Origin of the sequence: Pseudonocardia thermophila (genome assembly GCF_900142365.1) — a bacterium.
Classification (GTDB): domain Bacteria; phylum Actinomycetota; class Actinomycetes; order Mycobacteriales; family Pseudonocardiaceae; genus Pseudonocardia; species Pseudonocardia thermophila.
Map to the genome: position 1 here is coordinate 37528 of NZ_FRAP01000022.1, position 15386 is coordinate 52913.

16 protein-coding genes are annotated in these 15386 nt (G+C 74.2%); 11 read left to right on the forward strand and 5 right to left on the reverse strand.

All coding sequences use genetic code 11. The features are described from left to right. The first annotated feature begins 24 nt into the window (after positions 1-24). On the forward strand, positions 25-663 hold the full coding sequence (locus BUE41_RS24455; protein WP_073459671.1) for a nucleoside/nucleotide kinase family protein: 639 nt from the start codon (positions 25-27) through the stop codon (positions 661-663). A gap of 29 nt (positions 664-692) precedes the next feature. Here the strand turns inward: BUE41_RS24455 and BUE41_RS24460 are convergent, their stop codons facing one another. The 4 genes from BUE41_RS24460 to BUE41_RS24475 form a co-directional block, all read right to left on the reverse strand. Beyond that, on the reverse strand, positions 693-929 hold the full coding sequence (locus tag BUE41_RS24460) for a hypothetical protein (protein WP_073459672.1): 237 nt from the start codon (positions 927-929) through the stop codon (positions 693-695). An 83-nt stretch (positions 930-1012) separates the two neighbouring features. Beyond that, on the reverse strand, positions 1013-3643 hold the full coding sequence (locus tag BUE41_RS24465) for a transglycosylase domain-containing protein (protein ID WP_200804094.1): 2631 nt from the start codon (positions 3641-3643) through the stop codon (positions 1013-1015). 212 nt (positions 3644-3855) lie between these two features. Beyond that, complete coding sequence (locus tag BUE41_RS24470) at positions 3856-4224, reverse strand: nuclear transport factor 2 family protein (RefSeq protein ID WP_073459673.1); 369 nt, start codon at positions 4222-4224, stop codon at positions 3856-3858. Positions 4225-4262: 38 nt separating this feature from the next. Next, complete coding sequence (locus tag BUE41_RS24475; RefSeq protein ID WP_073459674.1) at positions 4263-5252, reverse strand: LLM class flavin-dependent oxidoreductase; 990 nt, start codon at positions 5250-5252, stop codon at positions 4263-4265. 510 nt (positions 5253-5762) lie between these two features. On the opposite strand from BUE41_RS24475, the gene BUE41_RS24480 reads away from it, so the two are divergent. The 4 genes from BUE41_RS24480 to thrS all read left to right on the forward strand — a co-directional run bounded on the left by BUE41_RS24480 (position 5763) and on the right by thrS (position 9980). Continuing rightward, the gene (locus BUE41_RS24480) at positions 5763-6323 is read left to right on the forward strand and encodes a hypothetical protein (protein ID WP_073459675.1); all 561 of its coding nucleotides are present in this window, start codon (positions 5763-5765) and stop codon (positions 6321-6323) included. Between the two features lie 274 nt (positions 6324-6597). After that, a complete protein-coding gene (locus tag BUE41_RS24485) occupies positions 6598-7041 on the forward strand; it encodes a hypothetical protein (protein ID WP_073459676.1) in 444 nt (147 codons plus the stop codon). 19 nt (positions 7042-7060) lie between these two features. Continuing rightward, positions 7061-7798, forward strand: a complete 738-nt coding sequence (locus BUE41_RS30915; RefSeq protein ID WP_073459677.1) for a hypothetical protein — start codon at positions 7061-7063, stop codon at positions 7796-7798. 136 nt (positions 7799-7934) lie between these two features. Further along, entirely contained in the window at positions 7935-9980 is a 2046-nt protein-coding gene (gene thrS / locus BUE41_RS24495) for a threonine--tRNA ligase (RefSeq protein ID WP_073459678.1), read from the forward strand. Here thrS and BUE41_RS24500 read toward each other — a convergent pair whose 3' ends face one another. Further along, a complete protein-coding gene (locus BUE41_RS24500; RefSeq protein WP_073459679.1) occupies positions 9981-10787 on the reverse strand; it encodes a TetR/AcrR family transcriptional regulator in 807 nt (268 codons plus the stop codon). A gap of 168 nt (positions 10788-10955) precedes the next feature. On the opposite strand from BUE41_RS24500, the gene BUE41_RS24505 reads away from it, so the two are divergent. The 6 genes from BUE41_RS24505 (at position 10956) to BUE41_RS24530 (ending at position 15349) form a co-directional block, all read left to right on the forward strand. Then, positions 10956-11465, forward strand: coding sequence for a nitroreductase/quinone reductase family protein (locus BUE41_RS24505; protein WP_073459680.1), 510 nt, complete (start codon positions 10956-10958; stop codon positions 11463-11465). A gap of 97 nt (positions 11466-11562) precedes the next feature. After that, entirely contained in the window at positions 11563-12117 is a 555-nt protein-coding gene (locus tag BUE41_RS24510) for an HIT family protein (protein ID WP_073459681.1), read from the forward strand. A 34-nt stretch (positions 12118-12151) separates the two neighbouring features. Continuing rightward, entirely contained in the window at positions 12152-12796 is a 645-nt protein-coding gene (pgsA, locus tag BUE41_RS24515; RefSeq protein ID WP_073459682.1) for a phosphatidylinositol phosphate synthase, read from the forward strand. Next, positions 12793-13737, forward strand: a complete 945-nt coding sequence (locus BUE41_RS24520; protein ID WP_234997546.1) for a phosphatidylinositol mannoside acyltransferase — start codon at positions 12793-12795, stop codon at positions 13735-13737. Before pgsA ends, BUE41_RS24520 begins: the two co-directional genes overlap by 4 nt. An 8-nt stretch (positions 13738-13745) precedes the next feature. Further along, entirely contained in the window at positions 13746-14840 is a 1095-nt protein-coding gene (locus BUE41_RS24525; protein WP_073459753.1) for a glycosyltransferase family 4 protein, read from the forward strand. Then, a complete protein-coding gene (locus tag BUE41_RS24530; protein WP_073459683.1) occupies positions 14837-15349 on the forward strand; it encodes a hypothetical protein in 513 nt (170 codons plus the stop codon). The genes BUE41_RS24525 and BUE41_RS24530 overlap by 4 nt, the downstream gene beginning before the upstream one ends. Positions 15350-15386: the final 37 nt, after the last annotated feature.

The following is a 15386-nucleotide window of genomic DNA, read 5'->3' on the forward strand; positions in this document are numbered from 1 at the left end:
GGCCGCGGAACCTAGGATCCGGCCGTGCGGCGCGGGTTCGACGGCCTCGTGGCGCGGGCTGCGGCGCTGACCGAGCGCGCGCCCCCCGCCGTCCTCGGCATCACCGGGAGCCCGGGAGCCGGCAAGTCCACCCTGGCCGCGGCGCTGGCGCGGGCCGTGCCGTGCGCGGTGCACGTCCCGATGGACGGCTTCCACCTCGCCGACGTCGTGCTCGACGCGCTGGGCAGGCGGAACGCGAAGGGCGCCGAGGACACGTTCGACGTCGGCGGCTACGTCGCGCTGCTGCGCCGGCTGCGGGCCGGTACGGACGACGTCGTGTACGCGCCGGCGTTCGAGCGGGAGCTGGAGCAGCCGATCGCCGGGGCGATCGCGGTGCCGCGGGGCACCCGGCTCGTCGTCACCGAGGGCAACTACCTGCTGCTGCAGCGCGGCCGCTGGCCGGAGGTCGCCACGCTGCTGGACGAGGTGTGGTTCTGCGCACCCGACCCGGCCGTGCGGCGGGAGCGGCTGATCGCCCGGCACGTCGCGTTCGGCAAGCCACCGGCCGCGGCCGAAGCCTGGGTCGCCGCCGTCGACGACCCGAACGCCGCACTGATCGAGGCGACCAGGGACCGCGCCGATCTCGTCCTGGGCCCCGACGTGCTCGACGACGTGCCCCTCTGAGGTGCGCCGTCGAGCCGGGCGAGGGCGGATCAGGCGAGGGGGGTGGAGCCGCCGAGCATCCCGGGGGAACGGCGGAGGCGGATGTCGCAGGAGATCGACTCCTCGGGCAAGCCCGTGAGATCGGCGATGAGCGAGCGCGCGGCGTCCTGCGCCTCCGCCATCGACGTCACGGAGGTCGCCGCCTCGATGGCCGGCACGTACAGGACCAGGCGCCGCTCAGCTGGCCAGGCGACCACCTCGAACGGGTCCGTGGACGTGTCGGTCACAGGTGCCCCTGATGTCCTCGACCGCGCCGCATCCTCCCACCGTAGCGCCGTTCCACGCCCTGACCACAGGGCCGGACGGACGGTCACTCCTCCAGCTCGGCGGAGCCGTCCGCGGCGTCCTCCTCGGAACCGTCGGCCGAGGCCGTGGGATCGGCCGACGGGCCGGTCGTGGTGGCGGCGGTGGGGGTGGCCGGCGACGTCCCGGCCGGGCCCGTCCCGGCGGGGGCGGACGCCGGGGACGAGGTGGCCGACGCGGTGCCCGGCAGGGTGGTGCGGGACGGCGCGGCCCCGGTGGTGGCCGTGGCGGCGGGCGCGGTCTCGCGCCGGTCGCGGGGCGGCTCACCGATCGGCCGGAACGGCGTGAAGTGGGTGACCGGCAGGTGGTCGTGCGCCTCGGCCATGAACGCCCGCCACACCTCGCCGGGCAGGCTCTTGCCCTCCACGGGTGTCCCATCGGCGGTGCGGATCGGATCGTTCCGGTCGGTGCCCATCCACACCGCCGCGGCCAGCGCCGGGGTGTAGCCGGCCATCCAGGCGTCGTTGTTCTGGCCGGGGAAGCGGGACTGCACCGTGCCGGTCTTCGCGGCGACGGGCCGCCCGCCGGGCAGCGCCAGCCCGTCGGTGGGGGCGACGTCGAGCATCGTCTCGGTGACGTTGCGGGCCACTCGTTCGGTGAACCGCTGCTCCCCGCGCGTCACGGCCTCGTAGAGGACGGTGCCGTCGGCGCGGACGACGGACTGCACCAGGTGCGGCGGCCGCCAGACGCCGCCCGCTGCGAGCGTCGCGTACGCCGAGGCCAGGTCGAGCGCGGAGACCTCCTTGTTGCCCAGCGCGATGCCCTCGTCCGGGTCGTCCAGCGGGCTGGTGATGCCGGCGGCGCGGGCCGCGTCGGCGACCGCGTCCGGGCCGACCCTGCGGGCCAGCGAGGCGAACACGACGTTGTTCGACACCGTCATCGCCTGCTTGAGGTCGCAGCGGAGGCACTCGGCGCCCGGCGCGTTGCGCAGTCCCGGCCGCGCGGCGCCGTCGAACGTCTCGCCGAGCCCGATCGGCGGGTCGTGCAGCAGCCCGGCCAGCACCACGAACGGCTTGAACGTCGATCCGGCCAGGCGCTGCGCGCGGGCGTAGTCGAGACCGTGCCCGTTCTCGCCGCCGTAGTAGGCGAGGATCGCGCCGGTCGCCGGGTCGATCGCGACCATCGCGGTGCGCAGGTCGTCCGGCTGCCCGGCCAGCGCCCTCTGCGCAGCCGCGACGGCGTCCCGCTGGCGCGCCGGGTCGATCGTGGTCGTGATCCGCAGCCCGCCCTGGGCGAGGTCCTGCTCGGAGATGCCCAGCTCGGCCAGCTCCCGGCTGACGGCGGTGACGATGTGGCCGGTGCTGTCCGCCGGCACGCCGATGCCCTTGGCGGTCGTCCGCGGCACGGTCACCGGGAACTGAGCGGCTTCGCGCTGCTGCGGGCTCATCCAGCCCTGCGCCACCATGCCGTCGAGCACGAAGCTCCAGCGCTGCACGGCCCGCTCCGGGTTGAGCGCCGGATCCCACCGCGCCGGGGACTGGATGACCCCGGCGAGCAGAGCGCCCTCCTCGGGGGTGAGCTGCCCGACGTCCTTGCCGAAGTAGGCCTGGCTGGCCGACTGGATGCCGTAGGCGCCGCGGCCGAAGTAGATCGCGTTGAGGTAGTCGGCGAGGATCTCGTCCTTCGTGCGCTGCTGGGAGAGCTTCACCGACAGGACGAGCTCCTTGTACTTGCGCCAGAGCGTCTGGTCGTCGCCGACCAGGGCGTTCTTGACGAACTGCTGAGTGATCGTCGAGCCCCCGCCGGTGCCGCCGCGCAGCTGGTTCCAGGCGGCGCGGGCGATCCCGGACAGGTCGAAGCCGGGGTTGGAGTAGAACGTGCGGTCCTCGGCGGCGAGCACGGCGTGGCGCACGTGCTCGGGCACTGCGTCGAGGCCGACCTTCGTGCGGTTGCCGGCCTCGGGCACGAGCCGGGTCAGCTGGCTGCCGTCGGCGTACGACACCAGCGCGACCTGGTTGTTCACCGCGTCGTCCGGGTTGGGGATCGGGAAGAACAGGTACCCGGCGCCGAACGCCACCAGCGGCGACACGAACAGCCCGGCCACCGACAGCAGCACCGCCTGGAGGGTGCGGCGGCGCTTCTCGCGGGGCGTGCGTTCCGGGGCGGGGGCCGACCGGCGCTCCAGCACCGCCCACGCGGCGGGTCGGCGGTCGGCGCCGGCCGTCTGGTCGGACTTGTGGCCGGCCTTCTGATCGGCGCGGTGGCGCGGCTCCCCCTCCGAGGGGCCCGCCTGCGGCCGCCACGTGCCGTGCCCGCCGGACTCGGCGGCGTGCCGCCTGCTGCCGCGCTGGGCCGGGCACACCAGCTTGCGCGGGTCGTCCTGCGCCCGTCTCGAGGCCGTGCTCTGCGGCCGGCCGCCGGCCCGGGTGGTGTCCGGACCGGCGGCGGCCGTGCGGCCGGGCTCGGGGGTGCGCGGCCGCGCAGAGGTCCGCTGCGCGGCGATCCGCGGGAGACGGGGGATCGGCGGACCGGGCAGCGAACCGGTCTGGGGAGCGGAGCGCTGCACGTTCTCCCCGGCCGGCCGGGGACCGGGGACGACGCGCGGGATCTCGGGCAGGCTCGGGTGGGTCGGGTGATCGGCGGGCGACCCGGCTCGGGTCGGGACGCTGCGGGTGCGTGCGTCGTTCGCCCGCGTCATCCGTCACCTCCGCTCGGTCGTCTCGCCAACCGCGGATCCACCCCGGCCCTGCGACCCGACCAACGGCCGCGCGGCGACGCCGATGTGGCGCATCCACCGAGATCACCCGAAGGCGGTGCGCGTCGTGCCCGGCTCGCCGAGCGGCGGTGCGCTACGGCGACGGTGTGTGAGTCACGCTCCGCCGAATGGAGCAGTGATCGGACGACACGCCCTCAGGTGAGCAGCGCCGCCATCCGTTCGCGGAGCGCCGTCGCTGCCGAGTACGGGCGGACGAGGACGGTCAGCGCGGACAGCTCGCCGCCCTCAGCGCGCAGGATGTCGACGCCCTCGAGCTCGCGGTCGCCGACGCGGGCGGCGAACCGCAGCACGTGCCCGTCGGGGCCGGCGTACTCGGCGGTGTAGCGGAAGTCCTCGAAGACCTGCAGGACGGCGGACAGGATCGCCTGCAGCGCCGAGCGGCCGCGGTAGGGCTTGTGCACGACCGGCGAATGGAACACCGCGTCCTGGCGGAACAGGGCGACGGCGGCCGGGACTTCCCGGGCCTCGACGGCGGCGCGGAACGCGGCGTAGGGATCGGCCATCCCGCCATTCTGGCCACCGGCCCCGGCCGAGGGCAGCATCAGACCGGCGCGCCGACGAGCGCTTCGTGCACGATTTCGTACGAGCGGATGCGGTCGGCCGCGCCGTGCATCGCCGTGACGATCATCAGCTCGTCGGCCTCGGTGCGCTCGAGCAGCTCCGTGACCCCCTCGCGGACGGTGTCGGGGGAACCGATGATCTGCTGGCTCATCCGGTCCTCGACGAACGCCCGCTCGAAGTCGGACAGCTCGTGCGCGGCGGCCTCCTCAGGGGACGGCAGCAGCCCGGGGTTGCCCTTGCGCAACTGGAGGAACTGGATCGCGCTGGGCAGCGCCAGCCGGCGGGCTTCCTCGTCGGTCTCGGCGGCGAACACGGCGGCCGCGATCATCGCGTACGGCTGCTGCAGCACCGCCGACGGCTGGAACCGCTCCCGGTAGAGCGTGAGCGCGGGGATCGTGTTCTCCGCGGCGAAGTGGTGGGCGAACGCGAACGGCAGCCCGAGCATGCCCGCGACCTGCGCGCTGTAGTCGCTGGAGCCCAGCAGCCAGATGGCCGGCTGTGCCCCCGTCGCGGGCACGGCCAGCACGGGCCCGTCCCCGCGGAAGTAGGAGACCAGCTCCACCAGCTGGTCGGGGAAGTCGTCGGCGCCCAGCGGCGAGGTGCCGCGGCGCAGCGCGCGGGCGGTGCGCTGGTCCGTGCCCGGTGCCCGGCCGATGCCGAGATCGATCCGGCCGGGGTGCAGCGCGTCGAGGATGCCGAACTGCTCGGCGACCACCAGCGGCTGGTGGTTGGGCAGCATCACCCCGCCCGACCCGACGCGGATGCGGGTGGTGGCTGCGGCGATGTGCGCGATGATCACCGCTGGCGCGGAGCTCGCGATGCCCGGCATCCCGTGGTGCTCGGCCAGCCAGTACCGCTGGTAGCCCAGTTCGTCGACCCGCCGGGCGAGCGCGGTGCTCGCGGCGAGGGCGTCCGTGGCGGACGCGCCGGATCCGACGGGGACGAGATCGAGCACGGAGAGCGGCACCACGTCGAGACGAACAACGGAGGGGCCGCCGATCTTCCCTCGATGCGCGGCGGCCCGGCGTGCGGCCCGGCGGTGCGGCCGATCGGCTCGCAGGTGCGCCGGTCGGGCCGTCGGTGCCGCCACCGACCGGCCGATGTCGACGTGCTCCGGTTCCGGATCTGCAGCGACGCTGCGTACCGCGTCGGGCACCCTCCCGCGCGGTGATGCGGAGAGTGCCCATCCGTGCACCGACAGCCAGTGCTGTGACCTGCACAACTCGTTCCCGGGCCGGTGCGGGGCCCGCTCGGCTGTGCCGAACGGCGCACCGTCGCCGTCGAAGATCGCGACCGAGCAGACGCGCCGCCGTCCGCCGAAGGACCGACCCGGCAATTCCGGCAATCCGGCGTGTCGCGGCAAAAGGGTCAATGTGCGTTGCGCCACGGCGTCCTGGCATTCTCCCGACCGATGTTCGGCGAACTCCTCCGTGACCTCCTCGCGCACACCGGGGCGGAATACTGTTGTGTCGCCGACCCCGTGCAGGGAAAGGTCCTGGAGGAAGCCGGACTGCAATCCGGTGCGCAGTCCGAGACGTCGCTCGCAGTCCTCGGGTGGGGTGCGGGAGCCGAGGTGTTCCTGCGCCGCAGCGGCAGCGACGAGCTCGACGACCTGATCGTCACCACGCAGGCCGCCTACCACCTCGTGCGACCGCTGGAGGCGGACGCCGACCAACCGCTCCTGGTGTACCTGCGGGTCGACCGCAAGCGGGGCAACCTCGCGCTCGCCCGGCGCGGGCTCGCCACCGCCAGGCCGGCCACCGCCCCGTCGGGCGGCGGCTCGACCACCTCTGATCGACCGGCACGGCTGCCCGCCCAGCGGCACCCGGAGGCGCCGGCGCGGCAGGAGGCTGCGCGCCAGGTGCCGGCTGCCGTCGGCGCGCTGCCCCGCCGACAGCCGCTGGCTCTGCCGGTGCCGCGGCCACCCCCGTCGCCGCAGCCGCGCAAAGCCGCCACCGACGCCGTTCTGCCCGCGGGTGCCCGGTGGCACACCGACACGCGCACGCTCGACCGGGTGCTGCAGGCGCTGCGCAGGCTGTGATGATTCGCTGGGACGATTCACTGTGATGATCCGCTGTGGCGATTGCGTTGCGACGATCGCGTCGTGACGATTCGCTGTGACGATCCACGGCGACGATCCGCAGTCCAGCGGCGCACGTTCCGGACGTTTCCGGGGCACCGTTTTCCACTATGCGACTCCGCCACGTCGTTCCGTGGTGCGCGACGGCCGAGTCGTCCCGACTCCCACCCCGTTCCCGGGGATTCATCGACCCGTTCCGCCGGTTTCGTGCACGGCGGGGGAGGAAACCACCGACATGAGCAACATCGACCACTGCCTCGACATGGCCGCGAACATCAAGGGAGCGTTCGCGGTCGCCGTCGTGGACTTCGAGAGCGGCATGACGCTGGGCTCGCGCGGCGGCAGCCCCGAGTTCGACCTGGACGTCGCCGCGCCCGGCAACAGCGACGTGGTGCGCACGAAGCTGGAGGTCATGCAGAAGCTGGGACTGCGCGAGGGGATCGAGGACATCCTGATCACCCTGGACACCCAGTACCACCTGATCCGGCCGGTCCGCGGCGGCGGCACCGACGAGAAGCTGTTCATCTACCTGGTGCTCAACCGGGCGCAGGCCAACCTGGCGATGGCGCGGCGCGACCTGCGGGTGATCGAGCAGTCGTTCTACATGGCGGTGCCCGCGCCCGCCCGGCCGCCGATGCCGGAGAACGCCGGGTTCTTCCCGGCGAACATCCAGCGCTGAGCCGCATCCGGAGGAACCGATGGCGCGGCACCGGCATGCGGTCAACGTGCGGACGGACGGGCTCGCCGCCGTGCTGGGCCCGCTCGCCGGTGATCCCGCTGTGCGGGCCGCGCTCCTGGTGGACATCGACAGCGGCATGGTGCTCGGCGCGACGGGTCAACCGCTGACCGAGTGTGAGGAAGTCGGCGCCCTCCACGGTGAGCTGATGCGCCTCGCATGCAGCCCCGTAGTGGGTATGGTGACTACGCCACCGGAGACCGGGGGTGACCCGGCGATCGACGCCGAGCTCACCGTCAACCGGGGCCCGCGCCGGCACCTCGTGGTGCGCCGGATCGCCGACCCGCACGGCGACCGGCTCGCGCTGTCGATCCTGGTCGACGGCCCGCCCCGGGTGCTGCGCCGCGTGCGGCGCCGGCTGGGGGCGGTGTCGGCCGCTGCGCTCACCGCCGGTCCGACGGTGAGCCTCAGGCCGCGGGACGGCGCCTGGGTACCAGGCGTAGTGGAGGAGCGCCCCGTACTGCGGGCGCCGTCTCGCACCTTCCCGGCTGCGCCCCGGGCCGGCACGGCCCGGGGCCCGCAGCTGCCGGCGCTCTCGCAGCTCGACGAGGGCCTGGCCGGACCCGGACCGCACCAGGGTGCGACCGCTCGGCCGCCGGTCGCGCCGAGCAGCCCACCGCCGGGCGAGCCCGCCCTGCCGGCCCAGGCGCAGCGGCGCCCGGCCCCGCCCTCCGCGCTGCCCCCGAGGCCCTCGGTCTGACCTCACGGTCGAGCCGAGGGACCGGTGGGCAGAACCCGGTTCGGCCGCGCGGCGCAGCCCCTCTAGCATCGACGGGCACCGTTCCGTCGCAGAGGAGCGGTGGCACCTCGAGACGACACCACAGTGGAGGCCTTCCGTGTCCGCGCCCGCAACCCGTCCCGCGTCCGCTCGCGTCCGGGTGCCGGCCGGGACGACGGCCGGGGCCGCCGTCCGCGAGGCCGGCCTGCCGTCGAGCGGGCCGAGCGCCGTCGTGGTCGTCAGGGACGCTGACGGCAAGCTGCGCGACCTTTCCTGGGTCCCGGACACCGACGTCGAGGTCGAACCGGTCGCGGCCGACACCGAGGACGGCCGCAGCGTCATCCGCCACTCCGCCGCGCACGTGCTCGCACAGGCCGTCCAGCAGCTGTTCCCCGAAGCGAAGCTGGGCATCGGCCCGCCGGTCAAGGACGGCTTCTACTACGACTTCGACGTGGCCCGGCCGTTCACGCCCGAGGACCTCTCGGCGCTCGAGTCGGCCATGAAGAAGATCATCAAGTCCGGGCAGCGGTTCTCCCGCCGCCGCTACGCCTCCCTCGACGACGCCCGCAAGGAGCTCGCCGACGAGCCGTACAAGCTCGAGCTGATCGAGCTCAAGGGCAACCCGGGCGACGACGTCGTCGAGGTCGACGGCAGTGGCGAGCTGACCGCGTACGACAACGTCCACGCGCACACCGGCGAGGTCGTCTGGTCCGACCTGTGCCGCGGCCCGCACGTGCCGACGACGAAGTACATCCCGGCCTTCAAGCTGATGCGCAGCGCCGCGGCGTACTGGCGCGGCAGCGAGAAGAACCCGATGCTGCAGCGCATCTACGGCACGGCGTGGGAGTCGGTCGAGCAGCTCGATCTCTACCTCGACCGGCTGCTGGAGGCCGAGAAGCGCGACCACCGCCGCTTGGGTGCCGAGCTGGACCTGTTCTCGTTCCCCGATGAGATCGGCTCCGGGCTCCCGGTGTTCCACCCCAAGGGCGGAGTGATCCGCAAGGAGATGGAGGACTACGCCCGCCGCCGCCACGAGGAGGCCGGGTACGTCTTCGTCAACACCCCGCACATCACCAAGGCGCAGCTGTTCGAGACGTCGGGCCACCTGCACTGGTACGCCGACGGCATGTTCCCGCCCATGCAGCTCGACGCCGAGTACGGCAAGGACGGGGAGCTGCGGAAACCGGCTCAGGACTACTACCTGAAGCCGATGAACTGCCCGATGCACAACCTCATCTACCGGTCGCGCGGGCGGTCCTACCGCGAGCTGCCGCTGCGGATGTTCGAGTTCGGCTCGGTCTACCGCTACGAGAAGTCCGGCGTGGTGCACGGCCTGACCCGGGCGCGCGGGTTCACCCAGGACGACGCGCACATCTACTGCACGCGCGAGCAGATGCAGGACGAGATCCGCTCGCTGCTCACGTTCGTGCTGGACCTGCTGCGCGACTACGGGCTCGACGACTTCTACCTGGAGCTGTCGACCCGGGACCCGGAGAAGTCCATCGGCAGCGACGAGGACTGGGAGAAGGCCACCGACGCGCTGCGCGAGGCCGCCGAGGCGTCCGGCCTGGAGCTGGTGCTCGACCCGGGCGGCGCCGCGTTCTACGCCCCGAAGATCAGTGTGCAGGCCAAGGACGCGATCGGGCGCACCTGGCAGCTGTCGACCATCCAGGTCGACCTCATGGAGCCGGGCCTGTTCGGGCTGGAGTACACCGCGGCCGACGGCTCCCGCCAGCAGCCGATCATGATCCACCGGGCGCTGTTCGGCTCGATCGAGCGGTTCTTCGGGGTGCTCACCGAGCACTACGCGGGAGCGTTCCCGGCGTGGCTGGCCCCGGTGCAGGCCGTCGCGATCCCGGTGACCGCCGAGCAGATCCCGGCCGTCGAGGAGTTCGCGGCGCTGCTGCGGGCCCGGGGCGTGCGGATCGAGGTCGACAAGAGCGACGACCGCATGCAGAAGAAGATCCGCACCCACACTCTGCAGAAGGTGCCGTTCCTGGTACTGGCCGGCGCCCGCGACGTCGAGGCCGGCGCGGTGAGCTTCCGTTTCCGCGACGGCAGCCAGCGCAACGGTGTGCCCGTCGCCGAGGCGGTCGAGCTGGTCACCGGATGGATCGCCCGCCGGGAGAACGCCAGCCCCACCGCCGAGGCGTTCGGCGGCTGATCAGGTTCCGCCCGCCTCGCCGGTCTGACCACGCCGGCGAGGCGGTTCGTCGTCGAGCGCGGCGCGGACGGCGGCGGCCCGTGACTCGTCCCAGGTGATCGTCGGGTCCTCCTCGAAGACGATGGCGGCCACGCTCGCGGCCCCCAGTGCGGCGAGGTTCCACTGCGCCGGGCCGGTCCCGAACGGGTCCGCCGTGACCGGTTCCCGCACCGCGTCCGGCGTGATCGCCGCCATCAGGGTCAGACCGCGCAGCGACGCGCTCGCCAGGGTCGCGACCGTCGCGGGGGTGACGCCCAGGCCGGGGCGGATGCGGTGGCCGAGCAGCCCCGCCCACCGCTCCCAGCTGGTGGCGACCCGCTCGAGGAACCCGCGCTCGGACTCGGCCAGCGCAGAAGCGACGTCATCACGCAGCTCTCCCGGCGGCAGGCTCTGGACGGTCGCGTGCAGGGCCAGGTAGGAGCGCCACGCGGGGGAGTCGGCCAGTACGGCGAAGTCGTGCTCACCGCCCAGCCGGAGCACGTCGACCAGCAGCCGGCGGCGGCCCGCGGGCGTGCCGAGCCAGTCGAGCCGGTCGGCGATCACCCGCCGGACCAGTGCATCGGACTCGCGCCCCGCCACCTCGGCCAGCTCGACGGCGCGGGCCAGCTCCTTGAGCAGGTCGCCGAAGAACATCTCCTTGTACGGCCAGCGCCGGTAGGCGGCGCTGCGGGCGACCCCGGCCTCGCGGATCACGTCCTCGAAGCTCAGGTGTTCCAGGCTCACCGTCAGCCCGGTGCGCCCCACCATCTCCGTCGCGGCGCGCAGCATCCGTCGCGCCGTCTCCGCGTCGCCGAGCCGCGGCCGCCGGGGCCTGAGCGGATGTGCACCGGGCGACGGCGCACCCGGCGAAGGCGTTCTCGGACGGTCGTCTGCCACAGCTCCTCGCCTCATTTTTGAGACACGATATCCTATGTCTCAAACCGGAAGGAGGACTGCATGGCGCCATCCGGGCCGACCCAGCTGCTCCACCGGCTGAAGCGCTGGATGTACCCCGCAGGCCGGCCCAACGCAGTGGCCAGGGTCCTGAACGCGGTCGCGAAGGTGCAGCACGGCACGGGTCTGCTCGCCCCGGCGGAGTGGGTCACGCTGGAGGTCGTGGGCCGGCGCAGCGGCCGGGTCGTCTCCGCACCGCTCGTGGTCGCCGAGCACGAGGGCGAGCGCTACCTCGTGGCCATGCTCGGCGAGTCCACGAACTGGGTCCGCAACGTGCGCGCCGCCGGTGGTCGTGCGGTCCTGCGCCACGGCCGCCGGGAGCGCGTGCGCCTGGTGGAGGTGCCGGTGACCGAGCGAGCGCCGATCCTGCGCCGCTACCTGGCGGTCGCCCCGGGCGCACGCCCGCACGTCGCCGTCGACCGGTGTGCGCCGTTGGCGGAGTTCGCCCGAGTCGCCGCCGATCACCCGGTGTTCCGGGTGGTCGCCGACGCGGCCGCCGAGCGCGCGGCGTAGGCCGATCGGACCCGCGCCGGCGGGCCGATCGACCCGTGGCGCAGGGATCCGTGCGCCCCCGCAGCGGCCCGCGGGTCACTCACTAGGATTCGCGACCATGAACGACGAGCGGGGCACAGGAACGGGTCCGTACCTGGAGCCCCGCGACGGTGTCGGCACCCCGGACGGCTTCCAGCGGCTGTGGACCCCGCACCGGCTCGCCTACATCAAGGACGCCGGGAACGAGGGCTGCCCGTTCTGCCGCATCCCGTCGCTGGACGACGAGGAGGGGCTGATGGTCGCGCGCGGCGCGGCCGTCTACGCGGTGCTCAACCTGCACCCGTACAACCCCGGGCACCTCATGGTGGTGCCCTACCGGCACGTGGCGGAGCTGGAGGACCTCACCGACGAGGAGTCGTCGGAGCTGATGGCCTTCACCCAGCAGGCGATCCGCGCGCTCAAGACCGTCTCGGCCCCGCACGCGTTCAACGTCGGGCTGAACCTCGGCACGGCGGCGGGTGGCTCACTCGCCGATCACCTCCACCAGCACGTGGTGCCGAGATGGGGCGGCGACGCGAACTTCATCGCCGTCGTCGGGCAGACCAAGGTGATCCCGCAGCTGCTCGGCGAGACCCGGTCGGTGCTCGCGCAGGCGTGGTCCGACCGGCGATAGGCTGGGTGGGTATCGGTCCGACAGGCAGGAGTCCATGCTCAACGTCCACGCGCGCAAGCACGTCAACCGCGTGGCCGACCCGATCGGCCGCTGGCTCGTCGCGCGCGGGGTCGGTCCGGACACGGTCACCGTGGTGGGCACGCTGGGCACCATCGTGGCGGCGCTGTGGTTCATGCCGCGGGGGCAGTTCCTGGCCGGCACGTTCGTGGTGGCCCTCTTCGTGCTGTTCGACCTGATCGACGGCGCGATGGCCCGGGCGGGCGCGACCGGCGGCACCCCGTTCGGCGCGATCCTCGACTCGGCCTGCGACCGGCTGGCCGACGCCGCCCTGTTCGGCGGTCTGATCTGGTGGTCGTTCGTGGTCGCCGGCGATCGCGCGACCGGTGTGGCGGCCCTGATCTGCCTGGTCACCGGCCAGCTCGTGTCGTACATCAAGGCCCGCGCCGAGGGCGTGGGCGTCGAGGTGGACGGCGGGATCGTCGAACGCGCCGAGCGACTGGTGCTGGCGCTGCTCGGCACCGGCTTGACCGGCTTCGGCGTCCCGTACGCGCTGCCGGTGGCGCTGTGGCTCCTGGCCGCCGGGTCGCTGTGGACGATGGTGCAGCGGCTGTGGTCGGCGCGGCGGAACTCGCGGGCGAAGCCCCCGGTGTCGCTCGATCCGGGAGAGACCGGCCCGTGAGCGTCGGGCAGGCCGCAGCGCGCCTCGCGGACCTGCAGTACGCGGCCGGGTGGCGCATGGTCCGCGCCGTGCCCGAACCGCTGGCCCGCCGGGCGTTCGAGGCCGGCGCCGGCTGGGTGGCCCGTCGGGGCGGCGCGGGGCCCGCTCAGCTGCGGGCGAACCTCGCCCGCCTCGTCCCCGACGCCGCACCCGATCAGCTGGACGCCCTCGTCGTCGCCGGGATGCGCAGCTACGGGCGCTACTGGAGCGAGGTGTTCCGCCTGTCCGCGCCGGACGTGCCGCGCATCCACGCGCGCACCCGCATGACCGGCCCCGGCCTACCGGCGCTGCTGGCGGCGATCGCTGACGGCACACCGACGGTCGTCGCGCTGCCGCACAGCGGCAACTGGGACGCCGCGGGCGCCTGGCTGGTCGAGCAGTTGCGGCAGAGCGGGCGCGAGCCGGTGTTCACCACCGTCGCCGAGAGGCTGCGACCCGAGGCGGTCTACCGGCGGTTCGTCGGCTACCGCCGGCAGCTGGGCATGGAGGTCGTCGCGGCCGGCGACAGCACGGCCGCGCACCGGGCGCTGACCGGGCGGCTGCGCGGCGGGGGAGTGGTGTGCTTGGTGGCCGACCGCGACGTGACCGGCGGCGGGGTGCCGGTCGACCTGCTCGGGGCGCCGGCCCGGCTGCCCGCCGGACCCGCGCGGCTCGCTGCGCTGACCGGGGCGCTGCTCCTGCCGGTCTGCCCGCGGTTCGCCCCGGACGGCTGGGCAGTCACCGTCGCCGAGCCGGTGCCGGTCGCGGACCGGGGCGCGGTGCCCGCCGCCGTGCAGGCGCTCGCCGACGTCTTCTGCGCGCTGCTGCGGGCCAAGCCGGAGGACTGGCACGCCCTGCAGCCGGTCTGGACGGCCGACGTGGAGCGTGTCGCCGAGGGCGCCGGCGCGGGGGTCGCGGCGTGACCGGAGCTCTGCGGATCGGGCTCGTCTGCCCGTACTCCCTCGACGTCCCCGGCGGGGTGCAGGCGCACGTCCTGGGCCTGGCGAACGCGCTGCGCGAGCTGGGGCACGAGGCGGCCGTGCTCGCCCCCGGCGCCGGGCCCGTCCCGGACTTCGTGACGTCGGCCGGCCGAGCGCTCGGCCTGCCGTACAACGGCTCGGTGGCCCGGGTCGCGTTCGGCCCCCTCTCCTACGCGCGGGTGCGGCGCTGGCTGGCCGAGCACCGGTTCGACGTGCTGCACCTGCACGAGCCGACCACGCTGAGCCTGTCCGCGCTGGCGCTGACCCTGGCCGACGGCCCGGTGGTGGCGACCTTCCACACCGCCACCGACCGCTCCCGAGCGCTGCGCGCGCTCGTCGGGGTGGCGCAGCCGCTGATGGAGCGCGTCACCGCGCGGATCGCGGTGTCGGCGACCGCGCGGCGGGTGCAGGTCGAGCACCTCGGCGGCGACGCCGTGGAGATCCCGAACGGGGTCGACGTGGCCGGGCTGGCCACCGCGGAGCCGCTCGACGTCCCGCGCCCGACGATCGGGTTCCTCGGCCGCTTCGAGGAACCCCGCAAGGGCATGCCGGTGCTGCTCGACGCCTGCCGCAGGCTCGCCCGCACCCGCCCGGACGTGCGGCTGCTCGTCGTCGGTCCGGGGGACCCGGCGGCACTGGCCGACGCCGGTGTCCCGGTGACCGCGCTCGGTGCCGTCGACGACGCCACCAAGGCCCGTGCACTGCGTGCCATGGACGTGTTCTGCGCCCCCAACCTGGGCGGGGAGAGCTTCGGCATGGTGCTGACCGAGGCGATGGCCGCGGGCGCCCCCGTCGTCGCGTCGGACCTGGACGGCTTCGCCGCCGTCCTCGCCGGCAACGGGGTGCTGGTGCCGCCCGGCGACGCGGCGGCGCTGGCTTCGGCGCTCGACGACCTCCTCGGGGATCCCGCGCGGCGGGCGGCGCTGGCCGAGGCGGGCCGCGCCCGGGCGGCCGCGTTCGCGTGGCCGACGGTCGCGGCCCGGGTCGTGCAGGTCTACCGGGCGGCCATCGCCGCCGATCCACGTCGGCTCCGGGAGGCATCGTGAGCAGCACCGCGGTGTGGGTGATCGCGCTCGTCGCCGTCTGGCTGACCTGGGTCGTGCTGACCGCCGCAGCACGCATGCGGCGGCTCGACCGGCTGCACCGCAGGCTCGACGCAGCCCGCGCGGCCCTCGACGCGGCCCTGGTCCGGCGCGTCGAGGTGGCCCGCCGCGCCGGGATCGACGCCCCGATGCCGGCGGGCAGCTGGGCCGCCCGCGAGGCCGCGGCCAACGCGCTCGGCTGGGCGCTCGCCGAGCTGGACCGCACCACGCTCCCGCCGGAGCTGCGCTACGAGCTGGCCGACGCGGAGCAGATGCTCGCGCTGGCCCGGCGGGTGCACAACGACGCCGTCCGCGACACCCTCGGCCTGCGCTCGCAGCGGCTGGTCCGCTGGCTGCACCTGGCGGGCCGCGCCCCGCTGCCACGCTACTTCGAGATCGCCGACCCGGAGCACTCCGAGGCCGAGCTCGGTGCAATCCGGATGACACCCGTCGGAGCACCCGAGCGGACCTAACCTGACCGGGACAACACTTCCCGTTCCGTCGAGAGGT